Origin of the sequence: Brachybacterium muris (assembly GCF_016907455.1) — a bacterium.
Classification (GTDB): Bacteria; Actinomycetota; Actinomycetes; order Actinomycetales; family Dermabacteraceae; genus Brachybacterium; species Brachybacterium muris.
The window spans coordinates 1682962-1709007 of the sequence record NZ_JAFBCB010000001.1 but is presented as its reverse complement, the minus strand read 5'-3'; the positions used below and the strand labels follow the sequence as shown (position 1 = coordinate 1709007).

General features: G+C 70.2%; 25 protein-coding genes and 1 tRNA gene. 18 read left to right on the top strand and 8 right to left on the bottom strand.

Annotated features, from left to right (window positions below):
- Nucleotides 1–15: 15 nt before the first annotated feature.
- The 3 genes from sucB to JOD52_RS07900 all read right to left on the bottom strand — a co-directional run bounded on the left by sucB (nt 16) and on the right by JOD52_RS07900 (nt 4894).
- Nucleotides 16–1869, bottom strand: a complete 1854-nt coding sequence (gene sucB, locus JOD52_RS07910) for a 2-oxoglutarate dehydrogenase, E2 component, dihydrolipoamide succinyltransferase (protein ID WP_204409328.1) — start codon at nt 1867–1869, stop codon at nt 16–18.
- A 27-nt stretch (nt 1870–1896) separates the two neighbouring features.
- Nucleotides 1897–3300 (bottom strand): dihydrolipoyl dehydrogenase, encoded by a 1404-nt coding sequence (gene lpdA / locus JOD52_RS07905; protein ID WP_017822497.1) that lies wholly within the window; start codon nt 3298–3300, stop codon nt 1897–1899.
- Between the two features lie 136 nt (nt 3301–3436).
- Entirely contained in the window at nt 3437–4894 is a 1458-nt protein-coding gene (locus tag JOD52_RS07900; protein ID WP_017822498.1) for a leucyl aminopeptidase, read from the bottom strand.
- A gap of 92 nt (nt 4895–4986) precedes the next feature.
- Between JOD52_RS07900 and JOD52_RS07895 the strand changes: the two genes are divergently transcribed.
- Genes JOD52_RS07895 through JOD52_RS07885 form a run of 3 tightly spaced genes read left to right on the top strand, consistent with a single transcriptional unit; the run spans nt 4987 to nt 6966 of the window.
- The gene (locus JOD52_RS07895) at nt 4987–5349 is read left to right on the top strand and encodes a hypothetical protein (protein WP_017822499.1); all 363 of its coding nucleotides are present in this window, start codon (nt 4987–4989) and stop codon (nt 5347–5349) included.
- Nucleotides 5346–5825 carry a hypothetical protein gene (locus tag JOD52_RS07890; RefSeq protein ID WP_017822500.1) on the top strand — a complete coding sequence of 160 codons (480 nt, stop codon included), beginning with the start codon at nt 5346–5348 and terminating at the stop codon, nt 5823–5825. The genes JOD52_RS07895 and JOD52_RS07890 overlap by 4 nt, the downstream gene beginning before the upstream one ends.
- A gap of 4 nt (nt 5826–5829) precedes the next feature.
- Nucleotides 5830–6966 (top strand): quinone-dependent dihydroorotate dehydrogenase, encoded by a 1137-nt coding sequence (locus tag JOD52_RS07885; protein WP_204409326.1) that lies wholly within the window; start codon nt 5830–5832, stop codon nt 6964–6966.
- Between the two features lie 18 nt (nt 6967–6984).
- Here the strand turns inward: JOD52_RS07885 and JOD52_RS07880 are convergent, their stop codons facing one another.
- The gene (locus JOD52_RS07880; RefSeq protein ID WP_204409324.1) at nt 6985–8028 is read right to left on the bottom strand and encodes an L-idonate 5-dehydrogenase; all 1044 of its coding nucleotides are present in this window, start codon (nt 8026–8028) and stop codon (nt 6985–6987) included.
- Between the two features lie 12 nt (nt 8029–8040).
- The gene (locus JOD52_RS07875) at nt 8041–9240 is read right to left on the bottom strand and encodes an Nramp family divalent metal transporter (protein ID WP_338124067.1); all 1200 of its coding nucleotides are present in this window, start codon (nt 9238–9240) and stop codon (nt 8041–8043) included.
- Nucleotides 9241–9452: 212 nt separating this feature from the next.
- Here JOD52_RS07875 and JOD52_RS07870 point away from each other — a divergent pair, with 212 nt between their 5' ends.
- The 10 genes from JOD52_RS07870 to JOD52_RS07825 all read left to right on the top strand — a co-directional run bounded on the left by JOD52_RS07870 (nt 9453) and on the right by JOD52_RS07825 (nt 19070).
- Nucleotides 9453–10820: a replication-associated recombination protein A gene (locus JOD52_RS07870; RefSeq protein WP_017822504.1), complete on the top strand. Its 1368-nt coding sequence runs from the start codon at nt 9453–9455 to the stop codon at nt 10818–10820.
- Nucleotides 10821–10983: 163 nt separating this feature from the next.
- Entirely contained in the window at nt 10984–11610 is a 627-nt protein-coding gene (gene rpsD / locus JOD52_RS07865; RefSeq protein WP_017822505.1) for a 30S ribosomal protein S4, read from the top strand.
- Nucleotides 11611–11748: 138 nt separating this feature from the next.
- Complete coding sequence (gene alaS / locus JOD52_RS07860) at nt 11749–14451, top strand: alanine--tRNA ligase (protein WP_204409323.1); 2703 nt, start codon at nt 11749–11751, stop codon at nt 14449–14451.
- A complete protein-coding gene (ruvX, locus tag JOD52_RS07855; protein WP_204409322.1) occupies nt 14448–15023 on the top strand; it encodes a Holliday junction resolvase RuvX in 576 nt (191 codons plus the stop codon). Before alaS ends, ruvX begins: the two co-directional genes overlap by 4 nt.
- A complete protein-coding gene (gene mltG / locus JOD52_RS07850; RefSeq protein ID WP_204409321.1) occupies nt 15020–16171 on the top strand; it encodes an endolytic transglycosylase MltG in 1152 nt (383 codons plus the stop codon). Before ruvX ends, mltG begins: the two co-directional genes overlap by 4 nt.
- Before the next feature lie 28 nt (nt 16172–16199).
- Complete coding sequence (locus JOD52_RS07845; RefSeq protein ID WP_204409320.1) at nt 16200–17069, top strand: shikimate dehydrogenase family protein; 870 nt, start codon at nt 16200–16202, stop codon at nt 17067–17069.
- A 66-nt stretch (nt 17070–17135) separates the two neighbouring features.
- Complete coding sequence (locus JOD52_RS07840) at nt 17136–17495, top strand: hypothetical protein (protein ID WP_204409319.1); 360 nt, start codon at nt 17136–17138, stop codon at nt 17493–17495.
- 103 nt (nt 17496–17598) lie between these two features.
- Nucleotides 17599–17684, top strand: a tRNA-Leu gene (locus JOD52_RS07835).
- Between the two features lie 61 nt (nt 17685–17745).
- A complete protein-coding gene (locus tag JOD52_RS07830; RefSeq protein WP_017822511.1) occupies nt 17746–18213 on the top strand; it encodes a tRNA (cytidine(34)-2'-O)-methyltransferase in 468 nt (155 codons plus the stop codon).
- A complete protein-coding gene (locus JOD52_RS07825) occupies nt 18210–19070 on the top strand; it encodes an RNA methyltransferase (RefSeq protein WP_204409318.1) in 861 nt (286 codons plus the stop codon). Before JOD52_RS07830 ends, JOD52_RS07825 begins: the two co-directional genes overlap by 4 nt.
- 10 nt (nt 19071–19080) lie before the next feature.
- On the opposite strand, the gene JOD52_RS07820 is transcribed toward JOD52_RS07825, so the two are convergent.
- Both JOD52_RS07820 and JOD52_RS07815 read right to left on the bottom strand, forming a co-directional pair.
- Nucleotides 19081–19596: a hypothetical protein gene (locus JOD52_RS07820; RefSeq protein WP_017822513.1), complete on the bottom strand. Its 516-nt coding sequence runs from the start codon at nt 19594–19596 to the stop codon at nt 19081–19083.
- A gap of 116 nt (nt 19597–19712) precedes the next feature.
- Nucleotides 19713–19967 (bottom strand): DUF5703 family protein, encoded by a 255-nt coding sequence (locus JOD52_RS07815; protein WP_338124065.1) that lies wholly within the window; start codon nt 19965–19967, stop codon nt 19713–19715.
- A gap of 112 nt (nt 19968–20079) precedes the next feature.
- Here JOD52_RS07815 and JOD52_RS07810 point away from each other — a divergent pair, with 112 nt between their 5' ends.
- The 3 genes from JOD52_RS07810 (at nt 20080) to mshC (ending at nt 22857) form a co-directional block, all read left to right on the top strand.
- Nucleotides 20080–20487 carry a DNA primase gene (locus JOD52_RS07810; RefSeq protein ID WP_204409316.1) on the top strand — a complete coding sequence of 136 codons (408 nt, stop codon included), beginning with the start codon at nt 20080–20082 and terminating at the stop codon, nt 20485–20487.
- Nucleotides 20488–20669: 182 nt separating this feature from the next.
- The gene (locus JOD52_RS07805) at nt 20670–21542 is read left to right on the top strand and encodes an undecaprenyl-diphosphate phosphatase (RefSeq protein WP_204409313.1); all 873 of its coding nucleotides are present in this window, start codon (nt 20670–20672) and stop codon (nt 21540–21542) included.
- A 34-nt stretch (nt 21543–21576) separates the two neighbouring features.
- Nucleotides 21577–22857, top strand: coding sequence for a cysteine--1-D-myo-inosityl 2-amino-2-deoxy-alpha-D-glucopyranoside ligase (mshC, locus tag JOD52_RS07800; protein ID WP_204409309.1), 1281 nt, complete (start codon nt 21577–21579; stop codon nt 22855–22857).
- A gap of 28 nt (nt 22858–22885) precedes the next feature.
- Here mshC and JOD52_RS07795 read toward each other — a convergent pair whose 3' ends face one another.
- On the bottom strand, nt 22886–23695 hold the full coding sequence (locus JOD52_RS07795) for a PAC2 family protein (RefSeq protein WP_204409307.1): 810 nt from the start codon (nt 23693–23695) through the stop codon (nt 22886–22888).
- Between the two features lie 34 nt (nt 23696–23729).
- Here JOD52_RS07795 and JOD52_RS07790 point away from each other — a divergent pair, with 34 nt between their 5' ends.
- Entirely contained in the window at nt 23730–24872 is a 1143-nt protein-coding gene (locus tag JOD52_RS07790; RefSeq protein ID WP_204409303.1) for a M50 family metallopeptidase, read from the top strand.
- 44 nt (nt 24873–24916) lie between these two features.
- Complete coding sequence (locus JOD52_RS07785; protein ID WP_239551835.1) at nt 24917–26035, top strand: tRNA (adenine-N1)-methyltransferase; 1119 nt, start codon at nt 24917–24919, stop codon at nt 26033–26035.
- Nucleotides 26036–26046: the final 11 nt, after the last annotated feature.

The window sequence follows — 26046 nt, the reverse complement described above, 5'->3', positions numbered from 1 at the left end:
CGGCAGCCCCGAGGTTCACAGGCCGAGCTCGGCCTCGAACGCGCCGTCCTCCAGACGCTTCTTCATGAAGGTGAGGAAGCGTGCGGCGTCACCGCCGTCCACCAGACGGTGGTCGTAGGACAGGAACAGGTACATCATCGAACGGATCGCGATGGAGTCATCGCCCTCCGCGTTCTGCACCACGGCCGGACGCTTGGTGATGGTGCCGCAGCCCAGGATTCCCACCTGCGGGTTGGGCACGATCGGGGTGTCGAACAGGGCACCACCGGAACCGGTGTTGGTGATGGTGAAGGTGGCACCGGACAGGTCGTCCGGCCCCAGCTTGTTGTTCTTCGCCTTGCCGCCGAGCTCACCGATCTGGCGGGCCAGGCCGGCCAGGTTCAGGTCGCCGGCGTTCTTGATCACCGGCACCACCAGACCGCGCTCGGTGTCGGCAGCCATGCCGATGTTCTCGGAGGCGTTGTACTTGATCATGTCGCCATCGATCTCGGCGTTGATCTTCGGGTAGGTCTTCAGCGCCTCCACCGCGGCCATCATGATGAACGGCAGGAAGGTGAGCTTGGCACCCTCGCGCTGGGCGAAGGCGTCCTTGGCCGCACCGCGCAGCTTCGCCACGCGAGTCATGTCCACCTCGACGGCAGTGGTGAGCTGGGCCTGCGTCTGCAGGGACTCCACCATCCGCTTCGCGGTGATCTTGCGGATACGGCTCATCTTCTCCTCGGTGCCGCGCAGCGGGGACGCCTCGACCTTCGGAGCAGCCTTCGGTGCGTCACCGGCGGGAGCCGACGGTGCGGTCTGCTCGGAAGCAGCGGGGGCAGCAGAGGCCTGCTTGGCAGCCTCGATCGCCTCGGCGACGTCCTGCTTGCGGATACGGCCACCTAGTCCCGTGCCCTTGACCGAGGACAGGTCGATACCGGCGTCGGCCGCCATCTTCCGCACCAGCGGGGTCACATAGCCGGTGCCTGCGGCGCCGCTGACGGAGTCGGCGGCCTTCGGGGCGGAGGCGGGAGCGGAGGGATCCTGCTTCTGCTCGCCCTTGGGGGCCTCGGCCTTATCCTCGTCCTTCGGCTGGTCCTTCTTCTCTTCCTCCGGCTCGGACTTCTCCTCCGTCTTCGGCTCTGCCTTCTTCTCGGACTTCGGGGCGTCTTCGGCGGGCTTGTCGGCCTTCGCGGCGGACTCGTCACCGATGATGGCCAGCACGGAACCGACCTCGGCGTCACTGTCCTCCTCGACGCGGATCTCCAGCAGGGTGCCGGCAACGGGGGAGGGGATCTCGGTGTCGACCTTGTCGGTGGAGACCTCCAGCAGGGGCTCGTCCACCTCCACGGTGTCGCCCACGGACTTCAGCCACCGCGTCACGGTGCCCTCGGTGACGGACTCGCCGAGCGCCGGCATCGTCACTTCCTCACCGGAGGCGGAGCCACCGCCGGACGCCTCACCGGCGGAGCCGCTGTCGCTGGTAGCGGGCTCCTTGTCTGCGGGCTTCTCGTCCTCGCCGGCAGGGGTCTCCTGCGTGGTGGATGGCGCGACGGTCTCATCGGAGGCGAGGTCCTCGCCCTCGGAGGAATCGGACTCCTCGGACTTCTCCTCGGAGGCACCCTCGTCGGAGGAGCCGGAGTCGTCGGAGCCGGACCCGTCGCCGATCACGACCAGATCAGCGCCGACCTCGGCGTCCTCGTCTTCCTCGACCAGGATCTTCTCGATGGTCCCGGCCACGGGGGAGGGAATCTCGGTGTCGACCTTGTCGGTGGAGACCTCCAGCAGGGGCTCGTCCACCTCCACGGTGTCGCCCACGGACTTCAGCCACCGCGTCACGGTGCCCTCGGTGACGGACTCGCCCAGTGCGGGCATCTTCACGGTTTCGGACATGATGTTCTCCTTCTGGTGGCGTCAGGCTCAGGCGTGGGCGTGCAGGGGCTTGCCGGCGAGGGCCAGCGCGGCCTCACCCATGGCCTCGTGCTGCGTGGGGTGACCGTGGATCAAGGAGGCGACGTCCTCGGGGTAGGCCTCCCAGTTGACGATCAGCTGCGCCTCGCCCATCAGCTCGGACATGCGCGAGCCGATCATGTGGACACCCACGATGGGGCCGTCCTTCTCACGGACCAGCTTGATGAAGCCGGTGGTGCCGAGGATCTGGGACTTGCCGTTTCCGCCGAGGTTGTACTCGTAGGTCTGAACGGCGTCGTCGCCCAGCTGCTCCTTCGCCTGCTTCTCGGTCAGTCCCACGGAGCCGAGCTGCGGCTCGCAGTACGTGATGCGGGGGATCCCGGACTCCACGATCGGGGCGGGGTTCTGGCCGGCGATGAGCTCGGCCACGAAGATGCCCTGCTGGAACCCGCGGTGTGCGAGCTGCAGGCCAGGCACGATGTCGCCCACGGCGTAGATGCCGGGCACGCTGGTCTCCAGCGTCCCCTTGTCCGCCAGCACGAAGCCGCGATCCATCTCGATGCCCTGCTCCTCGTAGCCGAGGTCCTTGGTGACGGGGCCGCGGCCCACCGCCACCAGCAGGTAGTCGCCCTCGAAGACGGTGCCGTCGGCCAGGGTGACCTTGACGCCGGAGTCGCTGGGCTCCACCTTCTCGGTGAACACCCCGAGGGAGAACGTGATGCCGCGCTTCTTGTAAGAGCGCTCAAGGGCCTTGGAGAGGGACTCGTCCTCGTTGGCGACCAGGTGGGGCAAGCCCTCCACGATGGTCACCGACTCGGCGCCGAGCGACTTCCACACCGAGGCGAACTCCACGCCGATGACGCCACCGCCCAAGATGATCGGGTTCTTCGGCACCTCGGGCAGCTGCAGCGCGGCCTCGGAGTCAAGGATCCGCCCACCCAGCTCGATGCCGGGCAGGGTCTTGGAGAAGGAGCCGGTGGCCAGCACGATGTTCTTGCCGCGCAGCTCGCGGGTGCCGCCCTCGGTCTCCACCGTGACGGTGTCCTTGCCGGTGAGACGGCCGAAGCCCTCGATGTACTCGACGTCGCGGGACTTCACCAAGCCCTGCAGGCCCTTGTAGAGGCGGCCGATGACCTTGTCCTTGAAGCCCAGGACCTTCTCGATGTCCACGGCGTTCAGGGAGATGTCCAGGCCCAGGTCCTTGCCCTCGGACGGGGCGTCGGCGACCTCGCCGACGTGCAGCATGGCCTTGGTGGGGACGCAGCCGCGGTGCAGGCAGGTGCCGCCCAGCTTGTCCTTCTCCACCATGGCGATCCTGAGCCCGAGCTGGGCGCCGCGCAGCGCAGCCGCATAGCCGCCGCTGCCACCGCCCAGGATCACGACGTCGTACTGGTCAGTGGTCGATTCAGCCACCTGTGTGCTCCCTCGCTGAGTGATTGTGATCGCGGCATGTGCGACCGGGACAACCGGACGGCGCCGCCTTCGAGACCCATGCTAGGGCACGAGGCGGCGCCGCTCGGCTCGGATTCCTTCCGGAAGGTCGGCCCGATCAGCGGGCGCGGTCCTCCAGGACCTGCAGGACTGTGCGCACGCTCATACCCGTGGCGCCCTTGCCCATGTAGCCCAGCGGGGCGGAGGCGAAGGCCGGGCCGGCGATGTCGAGGTGAGCCCACTCGGTCTCACCCACGAACTCCTTGAGGAACACACCGGCCGAGAGCGCGCCGCCCCAGCGCTCACCGATGTTGCGCAGGTCGGCGACGCGGCCGGTGATGTCCGCACGCAGCTCGGCGGGGAACGGGAGCGGCCAGAACGGCTCGCCCGCCTGAGCGGAGGCAGCCATCACGGTGTCCCGGCCGCCCTCGGTGCCCATCACGGCAGCGGTGCGCTTGCCGAGCGCCACCATGGCGGCGCCAGTGAGGGTGGCGACGTCCATCACCAGATCGGGCTCGGTGGCCACCGCGTCCACCAGCGCATCGGCCATCACCATGCGGCCCTCGGCGTCGGTGTTGAGCACCTCCACCGTCATCCCGTTGCGCATGGTGACCACGTCACCGGGGCGCTGGGCGCCGCCGCCGGGCATGTTCTCGGCCAGTGCCAGGAAGGTGGTGATCCTCACGTCCAGGCCCAGGCGTGCCGCTCCGACAGTGGCGGCGAGGACAGTGGCTGCGCCGGTCATGTCCGAGGTCATCTCGTCCATGCCCGCGGCAGGCTTGATGGAGATGCCGCCGGTGTCGAAGGTGATGCCCTTGCCCACCAGGGCCACGGACTGCTTCGCACCCTCGGGCGCGTACTCCAGGCGCACCAGGCGCGGCGGACGGGACGAGCCCTGGCCGACGCCCACGATGCCGCCGTAGCCGCCCTCGGCCAGTTCCTTCTCGTCCAGCACCGTCACTGTGATGGGCAGATCGGCCACGGCCTCCTCGGCGCGGCGTGCGAACTCCGCCGGGTACAGCAGGTTCGGCGGGGTGTTGACCAGGTCGCGGGCGATGTCCACCGACCCGGCCAGGACCTCGGCGCGCTCGGCGGCAGCCGTGGCACCGGTCTCGTCCTCGGCGAGAACCACCACGGACTCCAGTGCGGGCTTGGCCTTGGAGGACTCGGACTTGTGGGTGATGAACGCGTAAGCGCCCAGGGCCGCGCCCTCGACGGCAGCGGCCAGCTGCTCGGCATTGCCGCCGGGCAGGGCGAGTGCGGCAGTGCTCACGCCGGTCAGGGCGCGGGTGGCGGCGCCGTAGGCGAGGCGGAGGTCCTCCGCCTCGACCTCGTCGAGGCTCGAGGCGCCCACACCGACCAGCAGCAGAGAACCGGCGGCAGCCAGGGAGAAGGACGGGATGCGGTGCACGTCACCACGGGCGCTGGACGGCTCCAGAGAGGCGATCGCCTCGGAGATCTCGGAGGAGCCCGGCACCGTGGCAGGGGAGTCGTCCTGCCCGGCCAACAGGGGGAGGATGAGGACGTCGGCCTCGACGTCGCGGACGGATGCGGTGGAGATACTGATCGTTGGCATGGATCTATCGTAGGCGTCGGCCCCGACACCCCGTCGGCCGCGGCCGCGTGCCCGCCAGGCCCATGCCGGAATCCAGGAGGACGAACCCGCCCATGCAGGTGCTGATCATCGTGCTGTACGTGGTGTGCGGGCTGACCGCTGCCCTGGCGGCGTACTACACCGTGAGGGACCTCGCCGCCGACCTGGTGCTGCTGGGAGCCGCCGCGCTGGTGCTGCTGGCGTGGGCGGTGCTGGGCATCGCCCTGCTGATCAAGGACCTGGGCGGGGGAGAGGTGACCGATCCCGTGACCCTCTACGGCTACCTGCTCACGGGCCTGGTGCTGCCACTGGGCGGGGCATGGCTGGGGATCTGGGAGCGCACCCGGTGGGGCAGTCTCGCGATCGGCGTGGTGGCCGTGACCCTGGCGGTGCTGGTGATGAGGGTCGAGCAGATCTGGCCGGGAGGATTCGCATGAGCTCGTCTGACACCCACGTGCAGGGCAACCACCGCCGCAGCACCGATCGACCTGGTTCCCGCTCCCGCGGATTCACCGCACTGCTGGTGATCGTGTACGGCATCTTCGCGATCTCGGCCACGGCCCGCAGCCTCGTGCAGATCCTGCGGGACTTCGACGCCGCACCGCTGGCGTACTCGCTCTCGCTGCTCGCGGCGATCACCTACATCGCGGTCACGATCGCTCTGGTGCGGGGCCGTGACGGGTCCGGTGCGGCACTGTGGCTGTGCATCCTGGAACTGCTGGGCGTGGTGAGCGTGGGCACCCTGAGCCTGCTCGCTCCGTCGCTGTTCCCCGACGACACCGTGTGGTCCGTGTACGGGATCGGCTACGCCTTCGTCCCGCTGCTGCTGCCGCTGATCGCTGTTCCCTACCTGCTGCGTCGTCGTTGGCAGGACGAAGGCCGTGCGGCGACGCCCGACGAGCACGTAGCGTGAGGCTGTGAACACCCCCTCCTCGGCCGGCTCCGGCCCATCGGTCAACGCCGCACCGACGGCTCGGCGCGGGGCATACCCGTTCCTCTTCCGGCACGTCCTGCGGCGCATCGACCCCGAGCGTGCGCACCACCTCACCGTGGACGCGCTGAGACTGCTCAGCGCCCTCCCCGGCAGCGAGCGTCTGCTGCGCACCCTCTTCCGCGTCCCCGATCCGGCCCGCACCGTCGCTTCGGGCCCTGAGGTGCTGGGACTGCGCCACCCCCATCCCTTCGGCCTCGCCGCCGGTTTCGACAAGGACGGACAGGTCCCGCTGGCCCTGCTGGCCCTCGGCTTCGGCCACGTCGAGGTGGGGACCGTCACCGCCCGCCCCCAGCCCGGCAACCCTGCACCGAGGTCCTTCCGCCTGGTCGCCGACCGGGCTCTGATCAATCGCATGGGGTTCAACAACCGCGGTGCGGTGGGCCTGGCCAAGCGACTGGCCCGCGTGCGACGCACCGCGGCCGGGCAGCGCCCGGTGATCGGCGTGAACATCGGCAAGTCCAAGTCCACCCCGCTGGAGGACGCCGCCGAGGACTACCGGTTCTCGGCCCGTACCCTGGCCCCGTACGCGAGCTACCTCGCGGTCAACGTGTCCAGCCCCAACACACCGGGCCTGCGGGACCTGCAGTCCGTCCAGTCCCTGCGCCCGGTGCTGAGCGCGGTGCTGGAGGAGGCCGCCCGGTCCGAGCGTCGACTGCGCCGGGCCGTGCCGGTCCTGGTGAAGATAGCCCCCGACCTCCACGACGAGGACGTGCGGCAGGTGGCCCATCTCGCCACGGAACTGGGCCTGGCGGGCGTGATCGCCACGAACACCACCATCGCCCGCCCGAAGCAGCTGCGCTCCGACCGGGGCCTGATCGAGCGGATCGGTGCCGGTGGCCTCTCCGGCCCGGTGCTGGCCGAGCGGTCGCTCGAGGTGCTGGGCCTGCTGCGCGAGGCGCTCCCCGAGGACGCGGTGATCATCAGCTGCGGCGGCGTCACCACCGCCGCCGACGTCACCGACCGGCTCGGGGCCGGGGCAGATCTCGTGCAGGGCTACACCGCCCTGATCTACGAGGGCCCCGGCTGGCCCGGCCGCATCGCCCGCGCGCTCACGTCCTGAGCACCCGGGCCCGAGGGGTCACCGCAGATCGATGAGCACCTTGGAGGATCCGGTGGACCGGTCCGCCGCGATCTCGAAGCCTTCGACGGCCCGGTCCAACGACACCGTGTGGGTGATCAGCGGAGACACGTCGAACCCGTGGGCCATCGCCTCCAGGGCATCGCTGATCTCGTCGACGAACCGGTAGGAGCCGCGGTAGTCGATCTCCCGGGTCACGATCCCGCCGAGGCTCGCCTGCACCTCACCGGCCGGCAGGTTCCCCACCTGCACCAGCACCCCGCCCCGGCGCACAGCCGCGACCACGCCGCCCAGGGCGCGGGGCGCCCCGGAGGCCTCGATCGCGACGTCGACATCCGCAGGCAGTGCTTGCCCGGCGCCCACGTCCACGGTCTCGTCGGCCCCCATCGCCCGGGCGATCTCGAGAGCAGCGGGCGAGAGGTCCGCGGCGATGATGCGCCCGGCGCCGGCCCGGCGGGCCGCTGCCACGGCGAGCGCACCGATAGGTCCGGCACCGTTGACCAGGACGGTGCGACCGGTGATGTCGCCGGCGCGGGACACCGCGTGCAGCGCCACCCCGAAGGGCTCGGCCAGCGCCGCCTGGTCCAGCCCTACGCCCTCGGGCACTGCGCGCAGCTGGTCGGGGCGCACTGCCCGCAGGGTCGAGAACCCGCCTTGCTCGTGGGGGTCGAAGGCCGCGGATCCGAAGTACCGGACCTCGGGCCACAGGTTGGTGCGCTCGGCGGTGTCGGCAGGGACCGCGTGCTCGCCCACCAGGGTGGCGGGGTGCACGGTGACACGGGAGCCGACGCCCAGGCCTGCTGCGTCGACCTCGGCGGCGGCCTGCTCGCCGATCGCCTCGACGGTGCCGGAGACCTCGTGGCCCAGCACGAGCGGGTCCTTGAGCACCGCGGTGCCGCTGATGCCGCTCCTCCAGTAGGCGATGTCGGAGCCGCAGATCCCTCCGTAGGCCATCCGCATCAGCACCTCGTCGGGGGCGGCGACCGGGTCGGGGACCTCATCGACGCGCAGGTCACCGGGGGCATGGACGACGACGGCGAGCATGGTGCTCCTCTCTCAGCCGAGCAGGTCGGCGATGGTGTTGTACAGGCCGATGACACCGACCAGGGTGATGGCGATGGCGGAGATGACCACCATCGCATTGAACGCGACGCCGTCCTTCACCCGCGGGTCGGTCTGGGTGCGGGAGAGGTACAGGGTCGAGATCGCCACGCCGATCAGGAAGATGGAGTTGAGGATGCCGGCCAGGATCACCAGCGGCAGCGGTGAGCGGACGATGGTGCCGAAGATGCCCCACAGGATCGGCAGCACGATCATGATCCAGCGCATCCATCGGTCGCGCACCTTCCGGTCCTCCCAGTCGAAGGCCCCGAAGACCGCGAGGGTGTTGCCCACCTGCCGGCCCAGGCTCGGCACGTTGGCGATGATGGTCTTGAACAGGGCGGTACCGGCGCCGATCAGGAAGACCACCGCGCCCCACCGGCCCACAGCGGAGTCGAAGATCGAGGCGATCGTGGCCATCACCTCGGACCCTTCGGGCGTCAGTCCCTGCGGGTGCAGCACAGCGGCGCCGAGGATGTAGAACGAGGCGGTGGACAGGGTGTACACCACCCATGACACCCACGCGTCGAGCTTCATCACGCCGATCCAGCCGCGGGCGCGGTCCACCCACGCCTGGGAGTCGTCGCGCGGGCCCGTCCAGGCGGCGTAGCCCTTCTCCACGCACCAGTAGGTGTAGGCGGTGACCTCGCCGGCCCCCACGCCGGTCAGGCCGAACATGGACAGGGCCACGCCGAATGCGCCCACCGCGATCTGGAAGCGCATGCCCTCGGCCATGTCGCCCAGGGTCCAGGCCCACTCGGTGCCCTGCAGCAGGAACACCACCAGGATCGCGAATCCGGTCACGGCCACCACCAGGAAGGTGGAGAGTCCCTCGACCAGGGTGTACCGGTTGAAGTAGTGGATCACCACGGCGATCGCCACCAGGATCGCCACCCAGGTGCCGATGGACAGCAGGGAGTAGGGGTCCGGACCGATCGGCAGCAGGGAGGAGAAGGCGAAGGCGGCGGCGCTGATGACGCCGGCCTGGCTGGTCATGAACTGCACGAACATCAGCAGCACCAGCCATGCCATCCAGCCGCGCTTGGCGATCCGCGGCGGTACGTCGTTGTACCCGGAGACCGCGACGCGGCCGGTGGAGATGGAAGGTGCGGGGCGGGTCCTGGATGTCGGCCGGGTCCAGCTTGTACGGGTCACGGATCCGGGCGGTGTCCAGCACCGGCTCGTGGGGAGTGGCGTGCGTCATCGCGTCCGTCCTCGGGGTGTTGCACGGTCTCGGCCGTCGTCGGCCGATCCCGCGAACAGTAGTCACGCCCCGCAGGACCGGCCGGTACGTTCCAGCACGTTGCCAACCAGGCTGCCGGTCATGCGGGGACCGTCCGTCGTACCGGACCACTACCCTGAGGGGCATGGAGGAGGACCTGTTCACGCTGTCGGGCGATGCGCCCGCCCCGCGCACCCTCTCCGACCGCAACCGTGACCACCGTGCGCCACTGGCGGTGCGGATGCGCCCGCGCTCACTCGATGAGGTGGTGGGCCAGCACGCGGCCCTCGAGCCCGGAAGCCCCTTGCGCCGTCTGGTCTCGGCCGACGACTCCCGCACCGCCCCGTCCTCGGTGATCCTGTGGGGGCCACCCGGCACCGGGAAGACGACGCTCGCCTACGTGGTCGCCAGCTCCGGGGACCGTGAGTTCGTGGAGCTCTCCGCCGTGCTGGCCGGCGTCAAGGAGGTGCGGGAGGTCGTTGACCAGGCCCGGTCCCGCCTGCGCACCACCGGCAAGGAGACGGTGCTGTTCGTGGACGAGGTGCACCGCTTCTCCAAGTCCCAGCAGGACGCCCTGCTCCCCAGCGTCGAGAACCGTTGGGTGACCCTGGTGGCCGCCACCACGGAGAACCCGTACTTCTCGGTGATCTCACCCCTGCTGTCCCGTTCGATCGTGCTCACCCTGGAGCCGCTGGACCGGGAGGACCTCGATGAACTGGTGGACCGGGCTCTCACCTCGCCGCAGGGCCTGGACGGCGCGGTCACCCTGGCCGACGACGCCCGGGAAGCGCTGCTGCGACTGGGCGGGGGAGACGCCCGCAAGATACTCACCTCCCTGGAAGCAGCCGCCGCAGCGGCCCTGATGAAGGACTCCAGCGAGGTGGACGCCGCCACCCTCGCCCAGGCGGTCAACCGCGCCGCCCTGCGCTACGACCGGGCCGGAGACCAGCACTACGACGTCACCAGCGCTTTCATCAAATCGATGCGGGGCAGCGACGTGGACGCGTCCCTGCACTACCTGGCCCGCATGATCGAAGCGGGGGAGGATCCCCGGTTCATCGCCCGACGGGTGGTGATCGCCGCGAGCGAGGAGGTGGGCATGGCCGATCCCTCCGCCCTGCAGGTCGCGGTCGCCGCGATGCAGGCCGTGCAGATGCTCGGCATGCCGGAGGGGCGGATCCCCCTGGCCCAGGCCGTGGTGCACATCGCCACCGCACCGAAGTCCAATGCCTCCTACAAGGGGATCGATGCGGCGATTGCCGACGTGCGCGCCGGCAAGGGCGGGCTGGTGCCGCCGGCGCTGCGGGATGCCCATTACTCAGGGGCGAAGAAGCTGGGCCATGGGGAGGAGTACCGGTACGCCCACGATGCCCCGCACGGGGTGGCCGCCCAGCAGTACCCGCCGGACGATCTGGTGGGCGTGGACTACTACCGTCCCGGCAGCCACGGTGCCGAGGCCGAGGTGGCGCGCCGGGTAGAGGCCCTGCGCCGGATCGTGCGCGGCAAGGGCTGAGCTGCGGGGGCTGCGAACTGATGAGCGTGAGCGAGTGCACAGCGAAATCGGGTACGACCTGCGCGGCGGGCCGTTGAGCCGTACGGGCCTCTGCTGTAGTCTGGGCGGCTGAATCCGCGGCTGCAAGACTGGATTCACACCACGCGAACAAGAGGTATACCTCGTGACCAACGTCACCCGTGCGCGCCGTCAGGCGCGCCTGTCCCGAGCCCTCGGGCTCCCGCTCACCCCGAAGTCGATCAAGTACTTCGAGAAGCGTCCGTACCCCCCCGGCGAGCACGGCCGTGCCCGTCGTCGCACCGAGTCGGACTACGCCGTGCGTCTGCGCGAGAAGCAGCGTCTGCGTGCGCAGTACGCCCTGCGCGAGAAGCAGCTGCACCGTGCCTACCTGGACGCCCGCAAGGAGTCCGGCCTGACCGGTGAGAGCATGATCGAGCTGCTCGAGATGCGCCTGGACGCCCTCGTGCTGCGCTCCGGCTTCGCCCGCACCATGCTGCAGGCCCGCCAGGCCGTGACCCACCGTCACGTGCTGGTCGACGGCAAGCTGGTGGACCGTCCCTCCTTCCGCGTGAAGCCGGGGCAGACCATCCAGATCAAGCCCAAGTCCCAGGCCATGGAGCCCTTCCAGATCGCTGCCGAGGGCGGCAACTCCGACGTGCTGGCCTCCGTGCCCTCGTACCTGTCGGTGGAGCTGGCCGAGCTGAAGGCCAAGCTGGTCTCCCGTCCCAAGCGTGCCGAGGTCCCCGTGACCTGCGAGGTCCCGCTGGTCGTCGAGTACTACGCGCGCTGAGGCACCCCGCCCAGCCCACCACGCTCGAAGGCCCCGGCAGGTGTACTCCGGTACCCTGACCGGGGCCTTCGCGTCCATTCATCCCGCATGTGCCCGTGCATGCGAACTCGCGGGTCCGCTCCAGGAAGGACACCACCCATGCGTGCATCTGAGGTCCGTCGTCGTTACCTCGACTTCTTCGAGAAGCGGGGGCACCAGGTGGTGCCCAGCGCCTCCCTCGTCTCCTCGGACCCCTCGATCCTGTTCACGATCGCCGGGATGGTGCCGTTCATCCCCTACATCGTGGGAACCGAGCGCGCGCCCTGGCCGCGGGCCGTCAGTGTGCAGAAGTGCATCCGCACCAACGACATCGAGAACGTCGGTCGCACCACCCGTCACGGCACCTTCTTCCAGATGGCCGGTAACTTCTCCTTCGGCGACTACTTCAAGGAGGGTGCGATCGAGCTCTCCTGGGAGCTGATGACCACGCCCCAGGACCAGGGCGGCTACGGCCTGGACCCCGAGCGCATGTGGATCACCATCTGGGAGCAGGACGACGAGTCCCGCAAGGTGCTCACCGAGAAGATCGGCCTGCCCGCCGAGCGGATCGTGACGCTCCCGCGCGAGGAGATCTTCTGGGACACCGGCCAGCCCGGCCCCGCCGGTCCCTGCGGCGAGTGGCACTACGACCGCGGCCCCGAGTACGGGCCCGAGGAAGTGGGCGGCCCGCACACGGAGTGGCCCAGCGAAGAGGCCTCGGACCGCTACCTGGAGATCTGGAACCTGGTGTTCGACCAGTACCTGCGCGGAGCGGGCTCCGGCAAGGACTACCCGCTGCTGGGCGAGCTCGACTTCAAGTCGATCGACACCGGCATGGGCCTGGAGCGGGTCGCGTACCTGATGCAGGGCAAGGACAACATGTACGAGATCGACGAGGTGTTCCCCGTCATCGAGAAGGCGCAGGAGCTCACCGGGCGCGCGTACGGCACCGATGCCGAGGACGACGTGCGCTTCCGGGTCATCGCCGACCACGTGCGCAGCGCCCTGATGCTGTGCTCGGACGGTGTGCGCCCCGGCAACGAGGGTCGCGGCTACGTGCTGCGCCGACTCATCCGCCGGGCCGTGCGCTCGATGCGCCTGCTGGGCCACGACCAGCCCTCCATGCCCGATCTGCTGCCGGTGTGCCAGGCCGTCATGGCCGAGTCCTACCCGGAGCTGCGCTCCGAGTTCGAGCGCATCAGCGAGACGATCTACACCGAGGAGGAGGCGTTCCGCCGTACCCTCGCCACCGGCACCGGGATCTTCGACCAGGTCACCGGCGCGCTGAAGCAGGAGGGCGGCCGCACCCTGGCCGGCCAGGACGCCTTCCGCCTGCACGACACCTACGGCTTCCCCATCGACCTCACCCTGGAGATGGCGCACGAGGTGGGCCTGACGGTGGACGAGGAGGGCTTCCGCACCGCGATGCAGGAGCAGCGCGAGCGTGCCCGTGCCGACGCCGCCTCCAAGAAGTCCGGGCACACCGATACCGCCCTCTACAACCGCCTGCTCACCCAGCGCGGCGAGAACGTGCCCTTCCTCGGCTACACCGAGTCCACCGTGGCCACCACGGTGGAGTCGGTGCTGGTGGACGGCGCCCTGGTGGACGAGGTCCACGCGCCCGCCGACGTCGAGGTCGTGCTCGCCGCTACCCCCTTCTACGCCGAGTCCGGCGGTCAGCTAGCCGATCAGGGCCGCATCTCCGTGGACGGCGGCGGCATCATCGAGGTCGACGACGTGCAGGCCCCGATCAAGGGCCTCATCGTGCACCGCGGGCGGCTGGTCGAGGGCTCGGCCGCACCCGGATCCGGGGCGATCGCAGCGATCGACGTGGAGCGGCGCGGTGCGATCGCTCGCGCCCACACCGCCACCCACATGGTCCACGAGGCCCTGCGCGAGGAGATCGGCGAGGGCGCGACCCAGGCCGGTTCCGAGAACTCCCCGGGACGCATGCGCTTCGACTTCCGCTACGGGCAGGGCGTGCCCCGCTCGGCCCTCGAGCAGATCGAGGGCCGGGTGAACACCCTGCTGCAGGACGAGCTGGAGGTCACCGACACCCAGATGCCCCTGGACGAGGCGAAGGCGCTGGGCGCCCAGGCACTGTTCGGCGAGAAGTACGGGGACATCGTGCGGGTGGTCTCCATCGGCGGCGACTGGTCGCGCGAGCTGTGCGGCGGCACCCACGTGCCCTCCACCGGTGCCATCGGTGCGATCCAGCTGATGGGCGAGTCGTCCATCGGCTCCGGGGTGCGCCGCGTGGACGCGCTGGTGGGCCTGTCGGCCTACCGTCACCGCGCCAAGGAGCACGCGATGGTCTCCCAGCTCGCGGAGATCCTGAAGGTGGGCAGCGACGACATCCCCGAGCGGGTGCGCGCCCTGACCCAGCGGGTCAAGGACATGGAGAAGCAGCTGGCCTCCCTGCGGGGCGCGCAGCTGCAGGCCCAGGCCGGCCGGCTGGTCGAGGAGGCCACGGACCTCGGTGGCGTGCGGGTGCTGACCCATGATGCAGGTGAGGGTGTCTCGGCCGGTGACCTGCGGACCCTGGCCCTGGACCTGCGTTCGCGCCTGGGTGAGGACGTCCCTGCCGTCGTGGCTGTCGCCGGTCACGAGGACTCCCGGGCATCGCTGGTGGTCGCCACCAACGCCTCCGCTCGCGACCAGGGACTCGCCGCGGGCACCCTGCTGCGCTCCGGCGCCGAGGCCATGGGCGGCCGCGGCGGCGGCAAGGCCGACATGGCCCAGGGCGGTGGGGGAGACCCGACGCAGATCGCTTCCGCCCTCGAGGCGGTGCGCTCCGGCATCAGCGCCACCGCCACCGCATGACCTCCGCAGGGACGACCACGCCCGGCGACACCCCGCAGGGCCTGCCCCGCGGGGTGCGCCTGGGCGTCGATGTCGGCGATGTCCGCGTGGGCGTGGCCCGCAGCGACCTCGACGGACTGATCGCCACACCGGTGGAGACGGTCCCACGGGACCAGGCCGTCGCCCGGGTGCTGGCCGAGGCGCAGGACGCCTCCGCACGCGTGGTCATGGTGGGCCTTCCACGCTCCCTGTCGGGGCAGGAGGGCGCAGCGGCGCAGAAGGCGCGCGCCTTCTGCGCGGAACTGATCGCTATGCTGTCCCGCACCGGCCTCGACACCGAGGTGCGCCTGCTGGACGAACGGCTCACCACAGTGTCGGCCCACAGGGCTCTGCACGACTCCGGTCGTCGCGGTCGGAAGCACCGCCAGGTCGTGGACCAGGTGGCCGCTGTGATGATCCTCCAGCAGGCGCTGGACGTCGAACGGGCCACCGGGGCCCGAGCAGGCGAACTGGTCGTCGGCGATCCTGCCGACGACCCCGACGACACCCCGGCCCCGCCGGCTCCCGGAACCCAGCAGGAGGACTCCGCATGAGCGACGAGGACGTCTTCCTCGACGACATCGTCGAGGAGCAGGACCACGGCCGCGGTCACCGCCGAGGCCCCCGTCGCAGCGGCGGAGGCGTGCGGTCGCTGATCCCGGTGCTGCTGGTGCTCCTGGTGCTCGGCGGTCTCGCCTTCGGTGGCGTGAAGGGCTACCAGTGGCTCACCTCCAACGTGAGCGTCGAGGCGGAGGAACAGGACTTCCCCGGGCCCGGAACCGGTGAGGTGGTGGCCGAGGTCGCCCAGGGCGACACGGGGACCGACATCGCCGGCACCCTGGTCGAGCAAGGCGTGATCAAGTCCGCCGGACCGTTCATCACCATCTTCTCCAACACGCCGGAGGCATCCTCGATCGAGCCGGGCCTGTACCGGCTGAAGAAGGAGATGAAGTCGGCAGACGCCCTGACCACACTGCTTGACCCGGCAAGTCTCGCCGCCCATCGAGTGATCGTCCCGGAGGGCCTGCGGGTCTCACAGATCTGGCCGGTGATCTCCGAGACCACCGACATCCCGGTGGAGGAGTTCGAGGCCGCAGCCGCGGACTACACCTCGTTCGGCATCCCCGAGAACCCCGCCAAGAGCCTCGAGGGCTACCTGTGGCCCGGCCGCTACGACATCCCGGAGGACGCCACCGCCGAGGACGTCATCACCATGATGTGGACCCGCATGGAGGAGGAGCTCACCAAGCGCGAGATCCCCGAGGACCAGTGGCATCGCACCCTGACCATCGCCTCCCTGGCAGAGATGGAGGTGCGTAACGCCGAGGACTACGGGAAGGTGGTGCGCACGATCCTGAACCGCCTGGAGGGCACCGGTGAGGCGGGCGGCTCCCCGATGCCGCTCCAGTTCGACTCCACCATCCACTATCTCTCGGGCAAGTCCGGGGCGGTGGGCACCACCGATGCGGAGCGCGCCACCGAGTCCCCGTACAACACGTACCTCAACCCGGGTCTGCCGATCGGCCCCATCGCCGCCCCGGGCGGTGCCACGCTCGATGCGACCACGAACCCGCCGGAGGGTGACTGGCTGTACTTCGTCTCGGTGAACACCGACACCGGTGAGACCAAGTTCGCGGCCACCTGGGACGAGCACACCAAGAACGTGCGCGAGTGGCAGGAATGGGCCGAGAGCAAGGGCTGAACAGCCCTGAGCAGTCGGTGAACAGGTGATGAGCGTGAAGGACGGCATGCGCCGCTTCGGCGTCATCGGTTCCCCCATCCAGCATTCCCTGTCCCCGCTGCTGCACCGTACTGCGTACCGCGAGCTGGGCATCGAGGACGCGACGTACGAACGGTTCGAGGTGCCCGCGGGGGAGCTGGCGCGATTCCTGACCGAGGGACCCGGGCGCGAGCTGTCCGGTGCCAGCATCACCATGCCCGGGAAGGCCGAGGCATTCGCCCTGGCGACCACCCACGACGACACCGCGGCCCGGCTGGGCATCGCCAACACCGTGCTGCGCGGGCCGAACGGTGGCTTCCGGGCCGAGAACCACGATGTCCACGGCATCAGCGCGGCATTGCGCGCCGGCGGCGCGAGCCGGGTGTCGGTGGGTGGCGTGCTGGGATCGGGCGCGACCGCACTCAGTGCAGCGGCGGCACTGCTCGACCTGGGGGCGGAGTGCCTGCAGCTGAGCGCCCGCAGCCCGGAGAAGCTCACCCGGGTGCAGGCACTTGCGCAGCAGGCCGGTGCGGAGGTGCGTTTGATCCCCTGGGAGCGGTCCAGCGACGTGCTGGCCAGCGATGCTGTGGTCAGCGCACTGGCCCATCCCGGTGCGGAGTTCCTGGCGACCACCTGGTCGCGCAGCGAGGACGTCCCGGTGCCGTCCATCATGCTCGACGTGCTGTACGAACCGTGGCCCGCACCCTTGGCCGCTCTGCTGGAGGAGCAGGGCTGCAGGGTCGTCAGCGGGCTGGAGATGCTGCTGCACCAGGCCGATATGCAGCTCCGCTCGATGCTTGGTGTGCCTGCGCCCCTGGGACCGATGAGGCAGGTTGCCCTCGCGGAGCTGGCACGGCGGAGCCCTTGCACAGCAAAGTAAAGACGAAGTAAAGTCGGGGTGCGGCGCCGTCCGCACCACACCATCCCGGGCACGAGGGAGTGACTCATGGATCGAGACCGAGGAACCCTGCTGCAGGCCATGCCCGCAGACCATGCCGAGCATCTGCTCGCGATCCCCGCGTCCCGTTCCACGCCGCTGCTGCGCCGGTGCACGGCTCTGGCCACCCGCGCCAGGGTGGACCTCATGGTCACCTCCCGCCCGGCCGATTGCAAGGAACTTGCCGGTGTCCTCACCGAGCTGGCCAGCTGGGAGGGCGCCCACCTGGACGAGCCGGACCCCACCATGCTGGTCCTGGCGGCAGCGGCCCTGCAGGACCTGCGTGAGCGATGCGGTGAGGCCCAGCAGATGGCACTGGGGGCCGCGATCGCTGCGGTGCTGAGGGTGCTGCATGCCGCGATGCGATGACGAAGGCGTGATGGTCGCCACGAACGCGCTGGCAGCACCCACGGGAGCGGGGGAGGGGCGCCCCGTGCGTGCTAGAGTTTCCGAGTCGCAGGTGCGGCCACCTGTCCGGGTGGCGGAATTGGTAGACGCGCTAGCTTGAGGTGCTAGTGCCCGTATTAGGGCGTAGGGGTTCAAGTCCCCTCTCGGACACTCATCACCACGAAGGGCCCCGGTTTCATCGACCGGGGCCCTTCGTGGGTTAATGAGCCCCATGGTCCACGTCTTCCTCCACGAACCGGTGATCGCCGGCAACACCGGCAATGCGATCCGTCTGGCGGCGGTCACCGGCGCACAGCTCCACCTGATCGAACCCCTGGGCTTCGACTTCGAGGACTCGAAGCTGCGGCGAGCGGGACTGGACTACCACGACCTGGCCGATGTCCGGATCCACCCCGATCTGGATACCGCCCTCTGCTGTGTCGCAGGTTCACGGGTGTTCGCCTTCACCTCACACACGGACGTCACCTTCGAGAGCATCCAGTACCGCCGCGACGACGTGCTGCTGTTCGGCACCGAACCCACCGGCCTGCCCGAGTACGCCCTGGAGCATGAGCGCGTCACCGAGCGGGTGCGCATCCCGATGCTCCCTGCACGACGCTCCCTGAACCTCGCCAACGCAGCGTCCATCGCGGTGTACGAGGCGTGGCGACAACTGGGCTACGACGGGGCCGGCGCATGAACCGCGGCCGACCCGCCCTGCCGGCCCGTCTCGAGCGCCGCAACGCCCTGTTCCAGCAGTGGCAGGCACTGCTGACCAACCGCACCAAGCGCACCCGCACCGGGGAGATGATCATCCACGGCGTGCGGCCCATCACCCAGGCCATCACCCACGAGCACGAGATCCGGGCCCTGCTCAGCGACGGTCGTGAGAACCCGTCCCAGTGGGCCAGGGAACTGCTGGCCGAGCCACCGGCCCCGGTGGTGGTCGTGGCACCCGAGCTGATGGCCGAGCTCGGTCAACGCGATGACGGTGCCCCCGAACTGCTGGCCCTGGTAGCCGTCCCCTCCGATGACCTGGATCGACTGGACCACGGCCGCGTCGATGGTGCATCGCGACCCACGCTGGTGGTGGCCTTCGACCGCCCCGGCTCCCCGGGCAACATCGGATCACTCGCCCGCACCGTCGATGCGCTGGGAGGCGACGCACTGGTGATCACCGGGCGCAGTGCCGATGCGTGGGACCCGGCGGCGATCCGTGCCAGCACGGGTTCCGTGTTCGCGATCCCCGTGGTGCGCCGGGACTCCCACCGGGACCTGATGGACTGGGTGGGGCGGCGCCGCGAAACAGGGGAGAACTGGCAGGTGGTCGGCCTGGAGGAGGCGAGGGGCCACCAGTTGGCCCACACCGATCTGACCGGGCCCACCGTGCTGGTGGTCGGCAACGAGACCGTGGGCCTCAGCAGCGGATGGAGGGAGGCCTGCGATCTGCTCGCCGAGATCCCCATGAGCGGCAGCGCGAGCTCCCTCAATGCCGCCATCGCCGGTTCCATCGGCCTGTACGAGGCGGCCAGGCAGCGTGGGCTGCCGACAGGGTGAGCCCAGCCCCTCAGGCGTTGCCCAGGGCCCCGGCCACGAGCGGCGCGAGCAGCAGCCCGAGGAAGGGGCCCGCCAGTAGCACCGGACCGAAGGGGAAGCGCTGACCCGCCCGCCGGGTCACTGCCAGCACCACTGCTCCCACCGCGCCGCCCAGCAGGGCGATGCCCAGCAGCGCACCGATCAGCACCTCCCCGCCCATCACGGTCGACATCAGCACCACCACCGGGAGCGCCTTCGCATCCCCCATCCCGATCAGCGGAGGGGCGATCAGCGCCACCAGCACCGCACCGGCCCCCAGCACCACGGCGATCACGGCGGCTCCCCTCAGCGATGAGCGCAGAGCAGGCTCCAGGGCCGACGCGAGCAGCAGTGCGGCGGCCACGGCGAGCGTCATCCCTCCCACCCACGCATTGGGCAAGCGATGCTGGAGGACGTCGATGCGGGAGAGCACCACTGCCGGTGGCAGGTACACGACCACCAGCACCACCAGGGCGGCGGTGGGGACCTCCGGAAGCAGCTCGCTCATCCCCTCATCCCAGCAGAACGGGACCTCAGGCGCAGGGGAGCAGCCGCTCTTGTGGACGGCGCTGCGCGAGGGGGAGCCGGCATCGGGGGAGATCGGGGGAGAGAAGTGCGAGGGGGTCAGTGACCCGCAGCAGTGATCAGCGTGGACTGCACCCGGATGATCCGACGGCGCATCCACACCTTCTTCTCGCCGCCCATGTAGATCCGGGTACGGGCCAGTTCCCAGCGCCCGTACTCCGCCTCCTCGGTGAGGGCGGCGCGCACGGTCCCGATGGAGGCGCGGCGCGGCATGGTGATGATGCGGAACTCGTAGTCCTCGGGGCGGCGCCCCTTCTCCAGCGGCAGGTCCCGCTCGCCACGAGGATCGTGCACATGGATCACCTTGCTGAGCGGCGGCTGCTGACCTCTGGGCACGTGTTCCCTCCCTGCATGACGAGTGACCGATGACTGTCCATTCTGCCCCCGGACGGGGTACGGTCCAACCATGAACACGGATCCTCGCTCCGCTCTTGCCGCGCTGATCGCCGCCCTGGAACGTCACTACGAGGCCGCAGCCGCCTCACGCGGTGACGACGATCCCTCGCTCGAGGCAGCCACCGAGCAGCTGAGCACCGCCTTCGACACCTACGACGACGCCCTCTTCGACGCCTATGACGTGGCCACGCCGCTGGTGGTGTTCGACGGCGACGACGACTTCGACGACGACGACCTCGATGACCTCGATGACCTCGATGACCTCGATGATGAGGACGACGATGACGACTTCGACGACGATGATGACGACGATGACGATGACGACGACTACGACGACGATGACGAGGACGACGACTACGACGACGAGGACGATGACGACAACTTTGACGACGATGACGACGCCCCCTCCCGGGGCTGACGCCTGAGCATCGCCCCGCGAGGCTGATCCCTTCACGGGATCTGCGTCGCATTTTCACGTGGCACCTCGACGCGGCGCCCGGTCAGCGGCCGGGCGCCGCGTACTGTTTCGGGGTGGGGCATCCGTGCCCCCGTCCGTCCCGACCCGCACCATCGGTGCGATCACCGCAAGGAGCAGTGCCGGTGTCCTTCATCGAAGCGATCATCCTGGGCATCGTGCAGGGCCTGACAGAGTTCCTCCCCATCTCCTCCAGCGCTCACCTGCGCGTGGTCGGGGAGCTGCTCGAACCCGGTCAGGAGCCCGGCGCGGCTTTCACCGCGATCGTGCAGCTCGGCACCGAGACCGCGGTCCTGATCTACTTCTGGAACGACATCACCCGCATCATCGGCAAATGGTTCCAGGCCGTCGCGGGGAAGATCCCGCACTCCGACCCGGACGTGCGCATGGGGTGGATGGTGATCATCGGCTCCATCCCGATCGGCGTGCTGGGCCTGCTGTTCGAGGACCAGATCGACCACGGACTGCGCAACCTCTACATCACTGCCACCATGCTGATCCTCTTCGGCATCTTGCTGGGCGTGGCCGACCGCATCGCCCCGCAGCGCAAGGAGCTGAAGGACCTCACGGTGCGGGACGGCATCCTGTTCGGCCTGGCACAGGCCCTCGCACTGATCCCCGGGGTGTCCCGCTCCGGCGGCACCATCACCGCGGGCCTGCTGATGGGCTACACCCGACAGGCCGCCGCGCGCTACGCCTTCCTGCTGGCGGTCCCGGCGGTGTTCGCCTCCGGGTTCTACAAGGCCGCGCAGGAGGTCCCGGTGCTGCTCACAGCGGACGGCCGCGCCGCCGCTGCTGCCGCGGGGGAGCCGTCCCTGCTGGCCATCGCGGTGGCCACACTGGTCTCCTTCGCCGTGGGCTACGTGGTGATCGTGTGGTTCATGCGCCTGATCGAGAACCGCTCCTACATGCCCTTCGTGCTCTACCGCGTGGTCGCGGGCGTGCTGCTGCTGGTGCTGCTGATCACCGGTGTGATCGACCCCCTCGCCGGAGGCTGAACCAGCTCCCACCCCGGGTCCGTATGATCGTCAGGTGCCTTCCTGGACCTCACCGGCTATCACGCCCCTGCCCGGCTCCGGCATCCCGCCGCGCCTGCACGACACCCGCACGGGGCGCGTGACGCCCCTGGTGCCGATCACCCCCGGCCATGCCCGGCTGTACGTCTGCGGCATCACCCCGTACGACTCCACGCACATGGGCCACGCCGCCACGTACCACGCCGCGGACCTCATGCGTCGCGCCGCACTCGACGTCGGCTGGCAGGTGGATGTCGCGCAGAACATCACCGACGTCGACGATCCGCTGCTGGAGCGAGCCGAGCGCGACGGGGTGGACTGGCAGGACCTCGCCCGTGAGCAGACCGAGCTGTTCACCTCGGACATGGAGGCGCTGCGGATCATCGCCCCGGAGACCTACCTCTCGGTGAGTGAGTCGATGGACTCGATCATCGCCGCCGTGCAATCCCTGCAACGTCGGGGGCGGGCGTACGCACTGGAGAACCCCGAGGGGCAGGCGGCCGGTCCGGACTGGTACCTGGACCTCTCGATCGACGGCGCCCTGGGGGACGTCTCCGGCTGGAGCCGTCAGCAGATGATGGCCGTCTACGCAGACCGCGGCGGGGACCCCGATCGTCCCGGCAAGCGCGACCCCCTGGACCCGCTGCTGTGGCGTGCAGCCCGCGAGGGCGAGCCGTCCTGGGACGCCGGTGAGCTGGGCGTGGGCCGGCCCGGATGGCACGTGGAGTGCGTGTGCGTCGCCGAGCACGGCCTGGGGCTGCCGTTCGACGTGCAGACCGGCGGCAGCGACCTGATCTTCCCCCACCACGACCTCTCCGCCGCCCACGCGGTGGCGCTCGGCCACGGCTTCGCCTCGCTCTACCCGCACACCGGGATGGTCGCCTACGAGGGCGAGAAGATGAGCAAGTCCCTGGGGAACCTGGTGTTCGTGCACCGCCTGGTGGCCGACGGCATCGACCCGATGGTGATCCGCCTGGTGCTGATGGCCCACCACTACCGCGCCGACTGGGAGTGGACCGGCCAGGAGATGGAGCGGGCCACCTCGCGCCTGGCCGCCTACCGTGCGGCCGCGCGCCGCGGCGGCTCGTCCCCCAGCACGGTCGAGGCACTGCGCCGTGCACTGCGCGGCGACCTCGACACCCCCACCGCCCTCACCGTGCTCGACGCCTGGGCGGCCGACTCGTCGGCGGCAAGCACAGCCGATGCGCCATCAGCGGACGAGGCATCGCGCGCCGATGCGCCCGGTGACGTGGCGGCGGCGGTGGATGCCCTGTTCGGGCTGTCGCTGGAGGACTGACAGCCCTCCGGTACGGCAGGACGCCGGATCAGTCCGTATCGCGGCGCCGGCGCAGGAACTGCTCGAACTCACGGGCGATCGCGTCGCCGCTGGCCTCGGGCAGTCCCGCCGCGTCCTGTGCCCGCTCCAGGCGCCGCACGTAGTCGGCCACCTCCTCGTCGGTGCGGGCCAGCTCGTCCACCCCGCGCTCCCAGGCCGCGGCGTCCTCCTCCAGCTCGTCCAGGGGGATGGGCGCGGTGATCCGGTCCTGCAGCTCGCGGATCAGGCCCAGCACCGCCTTGGGGGACGGGGTCTGGGCGACGTAGTGCGGCACCTGCACCCAGATGCTGGTGGTGCGCAGCCCCGCACTGGTGGTGCGGCGGGCCAGCACCGTCGGCACCCCCACGGGGCCCTCGTACAGGTCCTCGTCGTCCACCTTCTCCGCGGCGCCGGGCTCCACCCGGCAGCTCACCGGCAGGGGACGGGAATGGGGGGAATCGGCCAGTAGGGCGCCCAGGGAGATCACGGAGCTGACGTCCAGCAGCTGCATCTGCTCCAGCACCTCATCGCAGAAGCGCTTCCAGCGCAGGCTCGGCTCCGGTCCCAGCACGGTGACGATCTCGGGCCCGCGGGGCGGCTGCACGATCCGCAGCTCGGTGTCCGGCCAGTCCAGGGTGCGGAGCCCCTCCTCGGTGGTGCGCAGCTCGGGGCGGTTGACCTGGAAGTCGATGAACTCCTCGGCGTCCACGGCCCCGGCCAGGCGGGAGGGCCACACGCTCAGCAGGTGCTCGATGGCACCGCTGGCCGCCTCGCCCGCGTCGTTCCAGCCGCTGAAAGCGGTGATCGCGATACGACTCATCGATCCATCATAGGCACCGGCTATCGTCGGGCCTGTGAAGATCCCCCCGCTGCGCCTCGGCTCGCTGCCGCCGATCCGCATCAGCGGCGGCACGCTGGCGACCCTGCTGATCCTCGCCGTCGTCGTCCACCCGGTGATCTCGCTCAGCGGCGCCGTCGGCCCCGGCGGCGCGATCGTGGTGTCCCTGGGCATCGCCCTGTTCATGATCGTCTCGGTGCTGGTCCACGAGCTCGCCCACGCGCTCACGGCCCGGCTGTTCGGCGCCACCGTGGACCACATCGCCCTGACCCTGTGGGGCGGGCACACCCAGTACCGCGCCGAGCGCATGGGCGGTGTGCCCTCGATGGTGATCTCCCTGGCCGGTCCCGCGAGCAACCTGCTGCTGGCGGCGCTGTGCACGGGACTTGCCACCCTCACCCGCACGGACGACGGGACCTCCGTGGCCGCCCTGTTCTGGGGGTACTCGGCCTGGCTGAACGTGGCGCTGGCTGTGTTCAACCTGTTGCCCGGGCTCCCGATGGACGGCGGACGGGCCCTGGAGTCCCTGCTGGGCACCGTGCTGCGCAGCCGCATCACCGGTACCCGGATCACGGCCTGGCTGGGTCGCGCGATCGCGGTGGCCGTGGTGATCTGGCCGCTGTGGCGGATGTGGGGCCGGGACAGTGTGGGCACCGGGTCGATGCTCACCCTGGTGTGGGCGCTGCTGATCGCCGGCATGCTGTGGCAGGGGGCCTCGCGCGCCCTGGAGGCCGCGAACCTGGAGCACCGCATCCAGCACCTCGATGCCCGCAAGCTGGCCCGCCCCGTCGTGGCGGTCCCGGCGGACCTGCCCCTGGACAGGCTGTTGGACGGGCTGCGGGAACGGGCCCAGCCAGGTTCGACGCCGGACCTCGAGGCGGTGGTGGTGCTCGAGCAGGGACCGCCGTTGCGCGTGTACCGGATCGACCCGTCGGCCGTGGCCTCGGTGCCCGCCGGGCAGCGCGGCAACGTTCCCGTGAGTGCTGTCGCCGCACCCCTGGGGGAGGTGGGTGAGCTCGCCGCCGGGCTGAACGGGAGCCAGATGGTCACCGCGATGCTGGCACGGCCCCACCCGCTGTATCTCGTGCGCGAGCAGACCGGGGCCGTCGTCGGCGTGATCAAGAGCGCAGACGTCAACGCTGTCCTGCGAGGACGCTGAGCACGTTCGGCCCCGGCCAGGGCTTCGGACCTATGCTGGAACGCATGACCTCCACACCTCCGCAGCCCCCCGCCCCCGCCGGCGACACCGCGCCCGAGAGCGCGACCAGCCCCGCGGGCGCCCCCGCCCCCGGGGAGCACCAGGAGGCCCGTGAGCGGGGTCGGGGCCTGGACCGCACCGGGCCCTTCGACGTGGGCGACAAGGTGCAGCTCTCCGACTCCCGCGGGCGCCTGCACACCATCACGCTGAAGACCGCCGGCCAGTTCCACACCCACCGCGGTGTGCTCCAGCACGACGACCTGATCGGCGCCGAGGACGGCACCGTCATCACCGATACCGCCGGGAACGCCTACCAGGCGCTGCGGCCGCTGTACGCCGACTACATGCTGTCCATGCCGCGCGGCGCCGCGATCATCTACCCCAAGGACTCAGCACAGATCCTGATGTGGGCCGACATCTTCCCCGGGGCCCGGGTGCTCGAGGCCGGGGTCGGCTCCGGTGGCCTCACCACCGCGCTGCTGCGCGCCGTGGGCGAGAGCGGCAGCGTCCATTCCATCGAGCGCCGGGAGGACTTCGCGACCGTCGCCCGGGAGAACGTGGAGACCTACTTCGGGGCCGAGCACCCCGCGTGGACACTGTCGATCGGTGACTTCCAGGACGTGGCCCTGGAGCTCGCCACCGAGGGGCCGGCCGCCGACCGCGTGGTGCTGGACATGCTGGCGCCCTGGGAGTGCGTGGACGCCGCGGCGCTGGCACTGGTCTCCGGCGGCGTGTTCCTCGCGTACGTCGCCACCGTCACCCAGCTGTCCCGCACCGCGGAGGCGCTGCGCGACCACGGCCAGTTCACCGAGCCCCACGCCTGGGAGTCGTTCGTGCGGCCCTGGCACCTCGAAGGTCTCGCCGTGCGACCCGAGCACCGAATGAACGCCCACACCGGCTTCCTGATCACCGCCCGTCGCACCGCCCACGGCGTCACCGCCCTGACCCGGGTGACGCGCCCCGCCCCCGGATCCCGGGACGCCGAGGAGATCGCCCACCCCGACAACGAGGGCTTCGGCGGTGGGGGCGGAGAGTGGACCGCGAACGACCTGGGGGAGCGGGGCGTGGCCCCCCGCAAGATCAAGCGCGCCCTGCGCGACATCCGCCAGGGCCGCGACCGCTGAAGGAGACCTCA

Bases quoted from the DNA above. Each gene is read 5' to 3' on its own strand.
- JOD52_RS07870 (WP_017822504.1), top strand. From the start codon at position 9,453: ATGGAGGAGGACCTGTTCACGCTGTCGGGCGATGCGCCCGCCCCGCGC.
- JOD52_RS07820 (WP_017822513.1), bottom strand. From the start codon at position 19,596: ATGAGCGAGCTGCTTCCGGAGGTCCCCACCGCCGCCCTGGTGGTGCTG.
- JOD52_RS07880 (WP_204409324.1), bottom strand. From the start codon at position 8,028: ATGCTCGCCGTCGTCGTCCATGCCCCCGGTGACCTGCGCGTCGATGAG.
- JOD52_RS07895 (WP_017822499.1), top strand. From the start codon at position 4,987: ATGCAGGTGCTGATCATCGTGCTGTACGTGGTGTGCGGGCTGACCGCT.
- JOD52_RS07890 (WP_017822500.1), top strand. From the start codon at position 5,346: ATGAGCTCGTCTGACACCCACGTGCAGGGCAACCACCGCCGCAGCACC.
- JOD52_RS07845 (WP_204409320.1), top strand. From the start codon at position 16,200: ATGAGCGTGAAGGACGGCATGCGCCGCTTCGGCGTCATCGGTTCCCCC.
- JOD52_RS07840 (WP_204409319.1), top strand. From the start codon at position 17,136: ATGGATCGAGACCGAGGAACCCTGCTGCAGGCCATGCCCGCAGACCAT.
- JOD52_RS07785 (WP_239551835.1), top strand. From the start codon at position 24,917: ATGACCTCCACACCTCCGCAGCCCCCCGCCCCCGCCGGCGACACCGCG.
- JOD52_RS07810 (WP_204409316.1), top strand. From the start codon at position 20,080: ATGAACACGGATCCTCGCTCCGCTCTTGCCGCGCTGATCGCCGCCCTG.
- ruvX (WP_204409322.1), top strand. From the start codon at position 14,448: ATGACCTCCGCAGGGACGACCACGCCCGGCGACACCCCGCAGGGCCTG.
- alaS (WP_204409323.1), top strand. From the start codon at position 11,749: ATGCGTGCATCTGAGGTCCGTCGTCGTTACCTCGACTTCTTCGAGAAG.
- mltG (WP_204409321.1), top strand. From the start codon at position 15,020: ATGAGCGACGAGGACGTCTTCCTCGACGACATCGTCGAGGAGCAGGAC.
- JOD52_RS07825 (WP_204409318.1), top strand. From the start codon at position 18,210: ATGAACCGCGGCCGACCCGCCCTGCCGGCCCGTCTCGAGCGCCGCAAC.
- sucB (WP_204409328.1), bottom strand. From the start codon at position 1,869: ATGTCCGAAACCGTGAAGATGCCCGCACTGGGCGAGTCCGTCACCGAG.
- JOD52_RS07900 (WP_017822498.1), bottom strand. From the start codon at position 4,894: ATGCCAACGATCAGTATCTCCACCGCATCCGTCCGCGACGTCGAGGCC.
- JOD52_RS07830 (WP_017822511.1), top strand. From the start codon at position 17,746: ATGGTCCACGTCTTCCTCCACGAACCGGTGATCGCCGGCAACACCGGC.
- JOD52_RS07795 (WP_204409307.1), bottom strand. From the start codon at position 23,695: ATGAGTCGTATCGCGATCACCGCTTTCAGCGGCTGGAACGACGCGGGC.